The 14,124-nt window shown below is 71.3% G+C and carries 10 protein-coding genes; 7 read left to right on the forward strand and 3 right to left on the reverse strand.

Annotation, left to right across the window (positions count from 1 at the left end; genetic code table 11):
- Window positions 1-25 precede the first annotated feature (25 nt).
- Window positions 26-475, reverse strand: coding sequence for a pyridoxamine 5'-phosphate oxidase family protein (locus ACIBP6_RS19855; RefSeq protein ID WP_397054036.1), 450 nt, complete (start codon window positions 473-475; stop codon window positions 26-28).
- Window positions 476-798: 323 nt separating this feature from the next.
- On the opposite strand from ACIBP6_RS19855, the gene ACIBP6_RS19860 reads away from it, so the two are divergent.
- Window positions 799-1,527 carry a hypothetical protein gene (locus ACIBP6_RS19860; protein ID WP_397054038.1) on the forward strand — a complete coding sequence of 243 codons (729 nt, stop codon included), beginning with the start codon at window positions 799-801 and terminating at the stop codon, window positions 1,525-1,527.
- Between the two features lie 50 nt (window positions 1,528-1,577).
- On the opposite strand, the gene ACIBP6_RS19865 is transcribed toward ACIBP6_RS19860, so the two are convergent.
- Window positions 1,578-3,455 carry a calcineurin-like phosphoesterase C-terminal domain-containing protein gene (locus tag ACIBP6_RS19865; protein WP_397054040.1) on the reverse strand — a complete coding sequence of 626 codons (1,878 nt, stop codon included), beginning with the start codon at window positions 3,453-3,455 and terminating at the stop codon, window positions 1,578-1,580.
- 262 nt (window positions 3,456-3,717) lie between these two features.
- On the opposite strand from ACIBP6_RS19865, the gene ACIBP6_RS19870 reads away from it, so the two are divergent.
- Window positions 3,718-5,046: a hypothetical protein gene (locus ACIBP6_RS19870; RefSeq protein ID WP_397054042.1), complete on the forward strand. Its 1,329-nt coding sequence runs from the start codon at window positions 3,718-3,720 to the stop codon at window positions 5,044-5,046.
- Between the two features lies 1 nt (window position 5,047).
- Here ACIBP6_RS19870 and ACIBP6_RS19875 read toward each other — a convergent pair whose 3' ends face one another.
- Complete coding sequence (locus tag ACIBP6_RS19875) at window positions 5,048-5,674, reverse strand: FadR/GntR family transcriptional regulator (protein ID WP_397054044.1); 627 nt, start codon at window positions 5,672-5,674, stop codon at window positions 5,048-5,050.
- 100 nt (window positions 5,675-5,774) lie between these two features.
- Between ACIBP6_RS19875 and ACIBP6_RS19880 the strand changes: the two genes are divergently transcribed.
- The 5 genes from ACIBP6_RS19880 (at window position 5,775) to ACIBP6_RS19900 (ending at window position 14,118) form a co-directional block, all read left to right on the forward strand.
- The gene (locus ACIBP6_RS19880) at window positions 5,775-7,151 is read left to right on the forward strand and encodes an SLC13 family permease (RefSeq protein ID WP_397054046.1); all 1,377 of its coding nucleotides are present in this window, start codon (window positions 5,775-5,777) and stop codon (window positions 7,149-7,151) included.
- Window positions 7,148-8,314, forward strand: coding sequence for a CaiB/BaiF CoA transferase family protein (locus tag ACIBP6_RS19885; RefSeq protein WP_397054047.1), 1,167 nt, complete (start codon window positions 7,148-7,150; stop codon window positions 8,312-8,314). The genes ACIBP6_RS19880 and ACIBP6_RS19885 overlap by 4 nt, the downstream gene beginning before the upstream one ends.
- A complete protein-coding gene (locus ACIBP6_RS19890) occupies window positions 8,299-9,798 on the forward strand; it encodes a carboxyl transferase domain-containing protein (RefSeq protein ID WP_397054048.1) in 1,500 nt (499 codons plus the stop codon). The genes ACIBP6_RS19885 and ACIBP6_RS19890 overlap by 16 nt, the downstream gene beginning before the upstream one ends.
- Before the next feature lie 973 nt (window positions 9,799-10,771).
- On the forward strand, window positions 10,772-12,511 hold the full coding sequence (locus tag ACIBP6_RS19895; RefSeq protein ID WP_397054050.1) for an ABC transporter family substrate-binding protein: 1,740 nt from the start codon (window positions 10,772-10,774) through the stop codon (window positions 12,509-12,511).
- Between the two features lie 98 nt (window positions 12,512-12,609).
- Entirely contained in the window at window positions 12,610-14,118 is a 1,509-nt protein-coding gene (locus tag ACIBP6_RS19900; RefSeq protein WP_397054052.1) for an ABC transporter permease, read from the forward strand.
- Window positions 14,119-14,124: the final 6 nt, after the last annotated feature.

Genomic DNA, 14,124 nt, shown 5'->3' on the forward strand with positions numbered 1-14,124 from the left:
GTGCCTCACCCTAGCGCGAAGTCGATCAAGCACGAACCCGGCGCCGGGCGGCCATCAGCATGGAACGTTCCGCGGGGATGCGGCGGCCGGACACCTGCTCGGCGGCGACCACGATGAAGTGGTCGCGACTGCCCGGCGCCCAGGTCGTCAGCGGCAGGGCGGCCAGCCGGTCGATCTCCGCCGGATCGGTCACCTCGCACGCCTGCCCCACCGCCGTGACGGACCAGCCGGTACGCAGCTCGGTGTCGAACTCGTCGGCCTCGAACGCCACCACGGCGTGCCGGGTCGCGGCGGCCAGCTTCGACCCGGTCGCGGTGCGGATCACGATGGTCCGGCCGTCGAGGTGGAAGTTCACCGGCTGCACGGCGGGCAGGGCGCGATCGGTGAACACGATGCGCCCGATCGGCGCTGCGGCCAGCAGGGCGAAGCACTCTTCACGGGAGAGCACCTGGAGCCCGGACGAATCGAGCTTCATGGCTCTCAGCGTCCCCGGCCGGACACCCGGGGCGGCAGAGGCGAACGTCCCCTCTCCCCCGCCGTTCGTCCCGCAGCCTCGAACCGGCCCCACAGCACACCAATCATGCTCCGACGCTATCCACGCCGTGGCCGGGCCGGTAGGGACCAAAGTCCCGACCGGCCGGCCCTGATCCGGGGCGGCGGCCGGTGGTGTGCTGGAGCCGTGGAGGGGATGTCGTGAACACCGCAGAGGCCGTCCGCGCGGCGCCGGAGATCCTCGAGTGAGCGCAGTAGGGACTTTCGGCCCTGCCGCGTCCCGGGGCGCCGGGACATCCTGGGGTCATGTCCGATCTTCGTCCTTGGGACGCCGCGATGACCGGCACCGGCGGACCCTTCGCCGGCGGCCCGGACGTGCGCGTCGCGGCGCTCTCGACGGACGGCGCCCAGCCGTACCGTTTCCACCGGGTGGACGAGGCGACCCTGGAGCTGCACGCCGGCGCCGGCCCGCAGGGGCGCGGGCTCGGCATCAGCTGCGGGGCGGCGCTGTTCAACGTGCGGCTGGCGATCCGGATGACGGGGCGCGAGCCGCGGGTCGTGCCCTTCCCGGATCCCGCCGAACGACCCGGCCTGGTGGCCACCGTCGAGGCGACGCCCGGCCTGCCGCCGGGTCCGCAGGAGCGGCTGCTGCACCACATGATCCCGCCGCGTCGCCGGTTGCCCGTGCACGGGCCGCTGCCCGCGGACGTCCTGGCCGATCTGGTCGCCGCGGCCGACGAGGAGGGCGCCGCCTTCGTCCCGGTGACGGAACGGATGGCGTGCCGTGTGCCGGCGTTGGCGGTGCTCGACCTGCCTGCGGAGAACGACGGCGAGGGCTCGCACCTCGCCGCCCTGTTCACGCGAGGTGACGGCCCGCGGGACTGGCTGCTGGCCGGGCAGGCGCTGCAGCGGGTGCTGCTCACCGCCACCGCGCACGGTCTGGCCGCCGCGCCGTTCAGGTGCGCGGACCTGCGCCTCGGCCGGGAGGGGCCGTTCGGATACGTGCAGACGCTGCTCAGCCTCGGCGGCCCGTGAAACGCGGCGGGCCGCCACCGGTGCGGTGGCGGCCCCTGGGTCGTGCGCTGTCAGCGCTGCTCGGCGACCTGGAACTCCAGAACGTCGGTGAACGTGCGTCCGTACGAGTCGGTCGCGGTGACCACGGCGCGGTGCTCACCCGCGGCGAGGTCGGCGGGCAGCTCGTAGCGCCACAGGTGCATCGAGCGGTCGGCGACGCTGCCGCCGTTGACCAGCTGCTGCGCGGCGGCGTGCGGGTCGGACCACTCGGCGCCGATCAGCTGGTCCTCACCGCGCATCTCCTGGGTGCGGGTGGCCCGCTGCGCCCGGCCGCGGTCGAGCTTGACCGTGACCGTGGAGCCGGTCGAGCCCATCCAGAAGTTGGTGGTGAGCCACGTGCGGCCGGTCAGGTCCTCGCGGTCCAGCACCAGTTGGTCGCCCAGCTGCGGCTCCGGGCCCTCCTGGTCGTCGTTCCAGGCCTGCCGCGCGGCGTACCACTCGCGGTACGTCGGGCTGTTGAGGCCCAGCTGCGTCTGCACGTCGTCGTCCTGGCCGGTCACGGTGAACCGCTCCCTGAACGAGTTGCCCCTCACGTCGAGGGTCAGCACGCCGGGCATGCCTCCGTCGCGCCCGACCGCGACGGGGTAGCCCTCGTCGATGATCGCGCCGGAGTACCAGTCGCCGGAGATCGCGCCGGCGGTGATGTGCGGGAACGGCAGCCCTTCGACGCCGAAGAGGTCCTTCCAGCCCTTGGCGAGGTCGCCGGTCTTCATGTTCTCGATGGAGTGGCTGTGCCCGGAGACCGCGACGGCCTTGCGGCCCTGCAGCAGCTCGTGCACCTTGCGGACCTGGTCCACCTGGTGGATGGGGCTGCCCTCGTCGGCCCAGTTGAGCAGCGAGATGTGGCTGGCGAGCACGACGAGCTTGTCCCGGCCAACCTTGGCGAGGTCGCGCTCCAGCCAGGCGAGCTGGTCGTCGCCGATCCTGCCGTTGTACGCCGGCCGGGTCGACGGGTTGTCGCACTGCGGCCGCAGGCCGTCGGCGTTGTCGACCTCGGGGGTGCACGGGTAGCGGACCGTGTTCAGCGCGATGACGTGCACGTCGCCCACGTCGTAGGAGTAGTACGCGGGGGCGAGCTGCGCGCGGAAGGTGTCGAAGGAGTGCTCGGCGGTCTCGGAGTCGAAGTCGAGGTCGTGGTTGCCGGGCAGGAACCGGGCCGGCCCGTTGGTGAGCTTCGTCAGCTCCCTGACGTCGGGGTAGAGCGACAGGTCGTCGCCGACGACGTCACCGATGAACAGGGTGCCGCAGCCCTGGTAGTCGTCGCGCCGCGACAGGTCGGCGATCGCGCCCTCGCGGGCGTAGCCGACCTCTTCCTTGTCGTACGGCTGCAGGTCACCGGCGATCACGCAGTGCTGCTCGCGCGACTGGGTGTCCCTGCTTTCCGCGAGGGGGAAGTTCACCGCGTCCGGGAGGGGCCCGGTGGGGGCGATGCCGCCGTAGCGCAGCTCCGGCGAGCCTTCCGGCAGGTGGTTGTAGTGGAACTGCGCGACGTTGGACTCGTCCACCGGCACCTGGTAGCCGGACGGCTGAGTGATGAACACCGTCATGTTGTCGTAGGCGGGGAGCCGGTAGCGTCCGCGGGTGTCGGTGGTCACGACGTCGCGGCCGTTCGACACCACGACGCCGTGTAAGCCGCGCTCGTGACGGTCGTGGACGCTGTCGCGGTCACGGTCGACGAAGACGGTGCCGGTCAGGACGGAGGGGTCGGCCGGGCCGTCCGAGGTGCGGACGACCTCGACGTGGCCGCGGTAGGCGGAGTCGTTCCAGGCGCCCGGCCGCGTGGCGGCGGCGGCGCCGGACGCTGGGACGACCGCCGCGAGGGAACCGGCGACCAGAGTGGTGAGGGCCAGGGCGACGTGGAGCTTGGTGCGTTCTCGGGACGAGGACATCAAATGCTCTCCGTGAGTCGTTCGGATGTCTGCCGTCTTGGCACAGCGAAAACGATCTTTACCGAGAGATCTGAACAACGGGCTTTACTGAAGGCGAACAGTCGCAGTATGACCGGAGGCCCTCAGGTGACCTCGGACGCGACGCGCGTCATACCGAGCCGGTCTGAGGATCGCGCCGGCGCACGGCCTTTCACCGCGCGTTGATCCGGAGTATGAACGAAGCAGCAGCCGCCTGATCGTGTCTCCCGGGAGGTGACGGCAGATGCGCCGTCGGAGCCTGGTCCTGTCCGTGCTGGCGTTGAGCGCCGTGCTGTTCGGCTCCACCACCGCGGGCGCGGTGGACGCCGGCCCGGTGCGGGGTGACCGGCCGCTGCCCGGCTACACGGTCGACAACCCGCCGCTGGAGCCCGCGCTCGTGAACGGGCGGCCGAGCCGGGTGCTGCAGGGGGTGCACGAGCACGCCGCGTACGTCATCGAGGTGCCGCCGCGCTGGAACGGCGACCTGCTGATGTGGGCGCACGGGTTCCGCGGCGCGACCCGGGTGCTCACCGTGGACCCGCCCGGGTACGGGCTGCGCCGGCGGCTGCTGGACCAGGGCTACGCGTGGGCCGCGTCGTCCTACTACGCCAACGACTACGACGTGCGGGCCGGCGTGCTGAGCACCCGTGACCTCGCCGACCACTTCAGGCGGGTGGTGGGCAAGCCGCAGCGGACGTACCTGGCGGGGGTGTCGATGGGCGGGCACGTCGCGGTCCGCTCGATCGAGCAGTATCCCGGCCGGTACGACGCCGCCCTGCCGATGTGCGGGGTGCTCGGCGACCATGAGCTGTTCGACTTCTTCCTCGACTTCCACCTCGCCGCCCAGGACCTGGCCGACGTGCCCGCCTACCCGTTCCCCGCCGACTACGCGACCGGCGCGGTGCCGCGGATCCAGCAGCGGCTCGGGCTGAGCGGCACGGGCACGGGCAACGAGCTCGGCGCGCAGTTCCGCGACATCGTCGTCAACCTGAGCGGCGGCGAGCGGCCCGGGGCGCAGGCGGCGTTCGCGTACTGGAAGGACTACCTGTTCGGGCTCGCCGGGCCGGACGGCGGGGGCACGCTGGCGCAGCAGCCGGGCAGGGTGGCCACGAACGCGGGCACGGACTACGAGCCCGACTCCCCCGTCGACGTCGACGCCAGCGTGCGCCGGGTGCCGCCCGTGGATCCGGTGGCGCGCAGGACGCAGCGGCTGACCGAGGTGCCCGCCGTCACGGGCCGGATCAACGTGCCGGTGCTGTCGCTGCACAACCTGGGCGACGCCTTCGTGCCGTTCTCCATGGAGCAGCACTACCGCGCGGACGTGGCCCGGCACGGGCGTGGCGAGCTGCTGGTGCAGCGGGCGATCCGGACGGTCGGCCACTGCGAGTTCAGCGACGCCGAGGTGGCCGCCGCCTGGGACGACCTGGTGCGGTGGGAGCGCGGCGGCCGCCGGCCGGCCGGTGACGACGTGCGCGATCCGGCCACGGTGGCGGACCCGCGCTACGGGTGCCGGTTCACCGACCGGAACGCCTATCCCGAGGGCACCCGCCGGATGTTCGCCGCCTGCCCGTAGGTCACCGGCGGAACAGGCCGGCGCAGGCGGAGGCGGCGGCGTCGGGGTCGCCCACGACGACGGCCCGCGCGAGCAGCGCCAGCCGGTCGGCCGCGACCTGCGTCTCGTCGAAGGGCGCGGCCTCGGCCAGCACGTCGTCGAGCTCGGCCAGCAGGCCCGGCCCGGACAGCCGGCGTACGCAGGGCCAGGTCTCGCGGAAGCGGACCGGGGAGCCGTCCGCGTCGAGCAGGGCCAGCCGCAGGCTGCGGTCGGGGTGGGCGGCCGCGCTGCGGGCGAGCCCGGCCATGACGGCCTCGCGGGCGCGGGCGAGCTCGGCGGGGTCACGCTCGGCCCATAACGCGGCGAGGTCCGGCTTCTCCTCCTCCAGCGTCGGGGCGAGCACCACGGCGCCGTTGCCGTGCTGCACCTCGACCTTGCCCTGGACCTCCAGCGCCACGAGGGCGCGGCTGAGTGAGGCGCGGCTGACGCCGAGCTCGGCGGCCAGGAGACGTTCGGGCGGCAGGCGGTCGCCGGGGGACAGCCCCTGAGCCTCGATGAAGCGGGCGATGTGGTCGGCCAGCTGCACGTACAGGCGCGGCCGTTCCAGGCGCTCAGGAACCGCGGCGGCCTGCGGGCGCTTCTTGGTCACGGCGCACAGTCTATTGACATTCCCTACAAGTGGAGCAGAGGCTAGGCCAATCCGGAAATATGCGTGTAACCGGGCATCCCTTCACCCCCTAGGAGCTGCCATGTCAGCGGAAGTCATCGCGCTGATCGTGCTCGTGCTGGTGTTCCTGATAGCGACCATCCGGTCCATCAACATGGGCGCGCTCGCGCTAGTCGCCGCCTTCGTCGTGGGCACCACCGTGTTCGGAGTGGCGGTCGACGACGTGCTCGACGGCTTCCCGGCCAACCTGTTCGTCATCCTGGTCGGCGTCACGTACCTGTTCGCGCTGGCCAAGACCAACGGCACCGTGGACTGGATCGTGCACCGCGCCGTGGTCGCGGTACGCGGCCGGGTCGCCCTGATGCCGTGGGTGATGTTCGCGGTCTGTGCGGCGATCACCGCGATCGGCGCGGCCAGCCCGGCCGCGGTGGCCATCGTGGCGCCGGTGGCGATGGGCTTCGCGGCCCGCTACCGGATCAACCCCGTGATGATGGGCATGATGGTGGTGCAGGGGGCGACGGGGGGCAGCTTCTCCCCGATCGGCATCTTCGGGGCGATCACCAACGGCGTCGTCGACCAGAGCAACCTGGCCGGCAGCCCGGCCGCGCTGTTCGGCGGCGCGCTCGGCGCGTGCGCCCTCATCAGCCTGATCAGCTTCGTCTCCCTGGGCGGCCGGGAGCTGCTGCGACGCGACCGCGAGTCGGCCAGGGGCGCGGTCGTGAGCCTGGCGACCGCGCCTTCCGCGACCGCCGCACCGGCCGGCTCCGGCAGCGGGTCCGGCAGCGGGTCCGGCAGCGGGTCCGGCAGCGGGTCCGGCGGTGCGGGCACCGGCGGCCTGCTGGACGACACCGCGCTCCACCTCGACGCGCAGCGGTCGCTCACGCTGGTCGGCCTGCTCGTGCTGGCGGTCGGCGCGCTCGTCTTCGACCTCGACATCGGCTTCCTCGCCCTGGCGGTGGCGGTCGTCCTGACGCTGATCTTCCCGTCCGCCGCCCGCGGCGCCGTCGACAAGATCAGCTGGGGTACGGTGCTCCTGGTCGGCGGCATCGTCACCTACGTGACCCTGCTGCAGAACCAGGGCACGGTGAAGTGGCTCGGCGACGGCGTGGCCCAGGTCGGCGCCCCGCTGCTGGCCGCGCTCCTGATCTGCCTGATCGGCGCGGTGGTGTCCGCCTTCGCCTCGACGACCGGCATCCTGGGCGCGCTCATCCCGCTCGCGGTGCCGTTCCTGCAGACCGGGCAGGTCGGCGCGGTCGGCCTGATCACGGCGCTGGCCATCGCCTCGTCGGTGGTCGACTGCAGCCCGTTCTCGACCAACGGCGCGCTGATCGTGGCCAACTCCGAGGTGACGATCCGCGACGACGTGTTCAGGCGGCTGATGACCTGGGGCATGACGATCATGATCGCCGCGCCCGTCGTGTGCTGGCTCGTGCTGGTCGTGCCCGGCGGCGTGTCATGAGCGGCCCGCTGACCGGTTACGTCGTCGTCGACCTGACCAGGGCGCTCGCCGGGCCGCACGCCGGGATGATGCTCGGCGACCTGGGCGCTCGGGTCGTCAAGGTGGAGCAGCCCGGCCAGGGCGACGACACCCGCGGGTGGGGGCCGCCGTTCGCCGGGTCGGAGTCGACGTACTTCCTGTCGTGCAACCGCAACAAGCAGTCCATCGCCCTGGACCTGAAGGACGACGACGGCCGCACGGCGTTCGAGGCCCTGATCGCCAAGGCGGACGTGCTGCTGGAGAACTTCCGCGCCGGGGTGCTGGACCGGCTCGGGTACTCCACGGTCCGGCTGACCGAGCTCAACCCTCGGCTGGTGGTGCTGTCCATCACGGGGTTCGGGCACGACGGGCCGGAGGGCGGCCGGGCCGGATACGACCAGATCGCCCAGGGTGAGGCCGGGCTGATGTCGCTGACCGGGTCGGGGCCGGAGGACCCGCAGCGGGTCGGGGTGCCGATCGGCGACCTGCTGGCCGGCATGTACGGCGCGTTCGGCGTGGTGTCTGCGCTGCTGGAGCGCGAGCGGACCGGCCGCGGGCAGGTCGTCCGCACCTCGTTGCTGGCCTCCATCGTCGGGGTGCACGCCTTCCAGGGCACGCGCTGGACGGTGGCCGGCGAGGTCGGCCTGGCGCAGGGCAACCACCACCCGTCCATCGCGCCGTACGGGCTGTTCCGCTGCGAGGACGGGCACGTGCAGATCGCGGTCGGCAGCGAGAGCCTGTGGCAGCGGTTCTGCGCCGGGTTCGGGCTGGACCCGCGGGAGCCCGGTTTCGCGGCGAACGCCGACCGGGTCGCTGCCGGTCCCCGGCTGGTGGAGCGGATCGAGGCCGTCTTCGCCGGTTTCAGCGCCGACGAGCTGCTGGAGCGGCTGGCGGATCTGGGTGTGCCCGCCGGGCGGGTACGAAACCTGCGGGAGGTGTACGCCTGGCCGCAGGCCCGTGCCCAGGGACTGCTCATCGACGTCGAGCACGAAAGCCTCGGCCGGATCACGCTGCCCGGGCCGCCGCTGCGGTTCTTCGACGCGACCGGGCCGGACGGGGAGGTGGAGACCACCCGCGGCGACCACGCCGCACCTCCCGTGCTGAACGCCGACGAAGAGGAGATCCGCACGTGGCTGGCAGGCTGAGCGCACGCGACCTGATCGAACTCGTGCTGGACGACGGCTCGTACCGCAGCTGGGACGAGCCGCTCGGCCCGGCGAGCGACCCCGACGTGGCCGCCGCCCGGCAGCGCACCGGCCTGGACGAGGCGGTGATCACCGGGGAGGGGCTGCTGCGCGGCCGCCGGGTCGCCGTCGTCGCGTGCGAGTTCGGTTTCCTGGCCGGCTCGATCGGGGTGGACGCCGCCGAACGCCTGGTGAGCGCCGTGGAACGCGCGACCTCGGAACGCCTGCCGCTGCTCGCCGCGCCCGCCTCGGGCGGGACCAGGATGCAGGAGGGCACCGTGGCGTTCCTGCAGATGGTGAAGATCACGGCCGCGGTCGCCCGGCACAAGGCCGCCGGGCTGCCGTACCTGGTCTACCTGCGCCATCCGACCTTCGGCGGCGTGCTGGCCTCGTGGGCCTCGCTAGGCCAGATGACGGCCACGGAGCCGCGCGCGATGATCGGCTTCCTCGGCCCGCGCGTCTACGAGGCCCTGTACGGCCGGCCGTTCCCCGAGGGCGTGCAGGTCGCCGAGACGCTGCGGCGACAGGGGCTGATCGACGGAGTGCTGCCGCCCGAGGATCTGGCCGAGGTCGCCGACCGGGCGCTGCGCGTCATGCTGGCGCCGCCGCCGGCCGTTCCCGCGGCCGCGCCGCCGCAGGAGCGGGCGCCGGACGTCCCCGCCTGGGAGTCGATCACCCTCTCACGGCGGCCCGACCGGCCCGGCGTGCGGCAGTTGCTGCGCCACGCCGCGTCCGACGTCGTACGGCTGAACGGCACCGGCGCCGGGGAGGCCGACCCGGCGCTGCTGCTGGCGCTGGCCCGCTTCGGCGGCGCGTCATGCGTGCTGCTCGGCCAGGACCGCCGCAACCAGACGGACACCGGGCCGCTGGGGCCCGCGGCGCTGCGCGCGGCCCGGCGCGGCATGCGGCTGGCTCGCGAGCTGGGGCTGCCGCTCGTCACCGTCGTCGACACCCCCGGCGCGGCCCTGTCGCCGGAGGCGGAGAAGGGCGGGCTGGCCGGCGAGATCGCCCGCTGCCTGGCCGAGCTGGTCACCCTGGAGACGCCGACGCTCTCCCTGCTGCTCGGCCAGGGCAGCGGGGGCGGCGCGCTCGCGCTCGTCCCGTGCGACCGGGTGCTCGTCGCCCAGCACGGGTGGTTGTCGCCGCTGCCTCCGGAGGGGGCCAGCGCGATCGTGCACCGAGACGTCGAGCACGCCGCGCAGGTGGCGGCGGCGCAGGGGGTGCGCTCCGCCGACCTGCTCGCCGCCGGCATCGCCGACCGGATCGTCCCCGAGCACCCGGACGCCGCCGCGGAGCCGAAGGCGTTCTGCGTGCGTGCCGGGCGCGAGGTGGAACGCGAGCTCGCCGCCCTGCTGCACGCCCCCCGCGCCGGGCTGCTCGACCGGCGGCTGCACCGCTACCGGATCCTCGGCCGTCACCTCCCGGCCGACGACGCCGTGGCCTGACCCGGCCCGAGTGGTGCCCGACCGTCCGCTCCCCCTCGAAGACGGCGGTGTCGGCGGCGGCGAGCATGCGGGCGTTCAGGTTCGCGGGATGACGCTCTGCTCGCACGGGTGGGTGATGGTCAGCCCGTCGTGGCCGAAGCGGCGGGCGGCGCCGTTGTCCTCCGCGGATATCGCGCACCGATTCTGCGGAATTCGCACGAAACCCATCACTTACCTGCGAAATCCGGGATGGACGGCGGATGAGACGGACGGCCGCTCGACGGCTCCGGTCCCGGTGGCACGCCTTTCGCACGGTACGCGCGACCTGCGTTCACCTCCCTCTCCTCGCAAGGCGGGCGGTGAATTCCGCCCTTGATGGGATACCTGGGGAGCCATAGCCTTTCGCTGACCGTTCCCGACTTCACGGTAAGGAGCGCCATGAGTTACACCCCGGCCCCACAACCACGGCAGGAGCGGAATCCGGACGAACAGCTCTCCGCCCGGACGGTCGCGCGGCGGGGGTGACGTCGCCCGCCGGCCGCCACGGCGGCGCGAACAGGTGCCCTGCGAGCCCGAACCGGCTGCGGCACGGTCGTTGCGAGCACGTGACGCGGCGGTTTCGAGCCGCGCGAAAAGCCCGCGAATAGCGCAGCAACCGTAAATATTCGATCTTATGAGCACATGGCGCGTTCCACGGGGAAAGAAGCCCTACCGGAACTGCGAAAAGTCCCATCGAGCCAGCCGCGCAGCAGCTCGCCCTGGGGATTTCGGTCATCCCATGACTGCCGCAAACCATGGCACAGAACCTCCAGCCCTGTCCATAGGGACCCCGGATCAGGTGGATCTTTCCGGAATTCGGTATTACGGATCGGACAGCCGTCGATACCAACTCCGTAACATCGCAGATCAGGCTATTTAATCGAAACATTGATCAATGATCATATTTCGCACTAACTAGCAGCGCCGACGCTAGTTCGGACAAAGGAGACCTGTCGTGTCCCATAGGCGGAGACTTGGGAGATTACTCGCGGCGGTAACAGGAGGCGCGCTTCTGCTGTCTGCCTGCGCACAGGACGGCGGCGGGGCGAGCGACCCCTCGGGCTCCGCCTCTCCTGGCGCGACCACGGCGCAGACGATCACCTACGCCGGCGAGCAGGAGTTCAACTCCTACAACAGCATCACGGTGAACAACCTCGTCAACAGCACGGCCATGCAGCGGGTGCTGCTCGGCTTCTGGTACTACGGCGAGAAGGGCGCCATCACGCCGGACAAGGACTTCGGCACCTATGCCAAGACGTCCGACTCCCCGCTGACCGTCGACTACGAGTTCAACGCCAAGGCGGTCTGGTCCGACGGCACCCCCATCGACTGCGACGACGCCCTGCTGTTCTGGGCCGCCAAGTCGGGCAAGATCAAGGGCTTCCAGGTCGACGGCACCACCGGTGTCGAGCTGGTCAAGGCCCCCGACTGCAACGCGGGTGACAAGAAGTTCAGCTTCGAGTACTCCGAGCCGTTCGCCGACTGGGACAGCAACGGGCCCGGCGCCGCGGACGTGCTGCCCGCCCACGTGGCCTACAAGGCCGCCGGCATGAGTGAGGCCGACTTCATCGCCGCGGTCAAGGCGGAGGACGCCGACAAGCTGGCGGAGGTCGCCAAGTTCTTCAACGAGGGCTGGGTCATCGACGGCGGCATCTCCGACATGTCGCTCTTCCCGGCCTCGGGACCGTACAAGATCTCGGCGATGGCGCCCGGCCAGTCGCTGACGCTCGCCGCCAACGACAAGTGGTGGGGCACCCCGGCCGCGACGCCGACCATCGTCATGCGGGTCATCTCGCAGGAGGAGCAGGCCCAGGCGCTGCAGAACCGCGAGGTCAACCTCATCGAGCCGCAGCCCAACCCCGACCTGCTCGCCCAGCTCGAAGGCATGCAGGGCGTCACCGTGAAGACCGGCGACGCCTACACCTACGAGCACCTGGACTTCAACTTCGACTCCAGCGACTTCAAGGACAAGAAGCTGCGCGAGGCGTTCGCCAAGTGCGTCCCCCGGCAGCTCATCGTGGACAACCTGATCAAGCCGCTGGCGCCCGAGGCGCAGGTGCTGCAGGTCCGCAACGCCCTGCCGTTCGAGCCCGACTACACCACCATCGCCCAGGGCAGCGGCAGCGAGAAGTACGCCCAGCCGGACATCGCCGGCGCCAAGGCGCTGCTGGAGGAGGCCGGCAAGGTGGGCATGGAGGTCCGGCTCGGCCACAACGAGCCCAACCCGCGCCGCACCCAGCAGACGCAGCTGATCGCCGACTCCTGCGGCCAGGCCGGCTTCAAGATCGTCGACGCCGGTGACGAGAAGTTCTTCGAGTCCGGCGGCCCGCTCTACACCAACGCCTACGACGTGGCGCTGTTCGCCTGGACCGGCTCCGCCGAGGTCTCCGGGTGGGCCTCGACCTTCACCACGGCCAAGGAGTGCACCGAGGCCGGCAAGGAGAACAACAACGGCTGCTACTCCAACAAGGAGGTCGACGACCTCATCAAGCAGCTCAACGCCGAGGTCGACAAGACCAAGCACGCGCCGCTCATCGCCCAGATCGAGAAGACCCTCTGGGACGACCTGGCCACGATCCCGCTGTTCGCCCACCCGAACCTGCTGGCCTGGGACGAGGAGCTGCAGAACATCGTGCCCAACCCGGCCCAGTCGTCGGTGACCTGGAACATGGACAAGTGGACCCTGGCGCCATAGCCGTCCGATAACTCGAACCATCAGCAATGGGCCGAGGAGCCACCGCTCCTCGGCCCATGCGCAAAGGACTCCTTCGCTATGAACCTAGGGAGTACTGAGTGATCGCCTTCATCGCCCGAAGACTGGTCACCTCCTTCTTCGTCCTGCTGGCCGCCACCATGGTCATCTTCGGGCTGACGTCGATCGCCGGCGACCCGCTGGCCGACCTCAGAGAGCTTCCCGGCCCGGACCGGGAACGCCGCATGGCCGACCGCATCGAACGGATGAACCTCGACAGCCCCGTCTGGGTCAGGTACCTGAGCTGGCTCGGCAACCTGTTCCGCGGCAGCCTCGGCGTCAACCGCGACGGCCAGGACGTGGGCGTCCTGCTCCGCGAGGCGCTGTCGGCGACGCTCCAGCTCGTCGTGGCCGCCACCGTGCTCGCGGTCGTCATCGGCGTGATCGTGGGCATCATCTCGGCGCTGCGGCAGTACAGCACCTTCGACTACGGCGTCACCCTGGCCGCCTTCGTCTGCTTCTCGCTGCCGCTGTTCTGGGTGGCGGTCATGCTCAAGCAGTACATCGCCATCGAGTTCAACGACTGGCTGCGCGATCCCGTCATCCCGCCTCTGATCATCGGCGTGCTGGCCGTGGCCGCCGGGCTGATCTGGGCCGCGATCGCGATCGGCGACCGGCGCACCAAGCTCACCGCGTTCGGCGCGGGGACCGCCGTCACCGTCGTGACGCTCACGCTGCTGTCGGCGACCCGCTGGTTCGCCGACCCCGGCATCGGCGTCGTCGGCCTGGCGGTGCTCGCGGGCGGCACGGCGATCGGGCTGACCGTGCTGATCTCCGGCCTGCAGTATCGAGGCCCCCTGTACGCGGCTCTGGCCGCCGCGGGGATCGGCGTGCTGTTGTCGGAGATCCTCGATCCGGTGCTGGCCGACCCCAGCTGGACGGAGATGTTCGCTCTCGCCCTCGTGACGGCGGCCGTCTGCGCCGGCCTCGGGTACGGGCTCGGCGGCCTGCTCCGCCGCCAGGCCATCACCGGCGCCGTGGCGACCGGCCTGGTCACCGGCGGCCTGATCTTCCTCGACCGCATGCTGCAGTCCTTCGCCGCCTACAGCGACCGGGTCCGCGGCCGCCCGATCTCCACGATCGGCTCGCGCACGCCGAACTTCACCGGTGACTTCTGGGAGACCAACCTGGACGCGGCCGGCCACCTGCTGCTGCCGACCATGGCGCTGATCCTGATCTCGCTGGCCACCTACACCCGCTACAGCCGCTCCAGCATGCTCGAGGTGATGAACCTCGACTACGTGCGCACCGCGCGGGCCAAGGGCCTGCCGGAACGCACGGTGATCACCAAGCACGCCTTCCGCAACGGGATGATCCCGATCACCACGCTGATGGCCGTCGACTTCGCCTCCGTGATCGGCGGCGCCATCGTGACCGAGAACGTCTTCGGCTGGCAGGGCATGGGCAACCTCTTCATCGAGGGGCTCCAGCAGGTGGACCCCGCCCCCGTCATGGCGTTCTTCATCGTCTCGGGGACGGCGATCGTCGTCTTCAACATGCTGGCCGACATCGTCTACGCCTATCTCGACCCGCGGATCAGGCTGTCGTGAAGGAGA

The sequence above is a fragment of the Nonomuraea terrae genome, from assembly GCF_044465245.1.
In the GTDB taxonomy this organism is placed as follows: domain Bacteria; phylum Actinomycetota; class Actinomycetes; order Streptosporangiales; family Streptosporangiaceae; genus Nonomuraea; species Nonomuraea terrae.

Excerpts from the sequence above, each read along its gene's own strand:
- ACIBP6_RS19855 (WP_397054036.1), bottom strand. The coding sequence starts at position 475 with ATGAAGCTCGATTCGTCCGGGCTCCAGGTGCTCTCCCGTGAAGAGTGC.
- ACIBP6_RS19860 (WP_397054038.1), top strand. The coding sequence starts at position 799 with ATGTCCGATCTTCGTCCTTGGGACGCCGCGATGACCGGCACCGGCGGA.
- ACIBP6_RS19865 (WP_397054040.1), bottom strand. The coding sequence starts at position 3,455 with ATGTCCTCGTCCCGAGAACGCACCAAGCTCCACGTCGCCCTGGCCCTC.
- ACIBP6_RS19870 (WP_397054042.1), top strand. The coding sequence starts at position 3,718 with ATGCGCCGTCGGAGCCTGGTCCTGTCCGTGCTGGCGTTGAGCGCCGTG.
- ACIBP6_RS19880 (WP_397054046.1), top strand. The coding sequence starts at position 5,775 with ATGTCAGCGGAAGTCATCGCGCTGATCGTGCTCGTGCTGGTGTTCCTG.
- ACIBP6_RS19885 (WP_397054047.1), top strand. The coding sequence starts at position 7,148 with ATGAGCGGCCCGCTGACCGGTTACGTCGTCGTCGACCTGACCAGGGCG.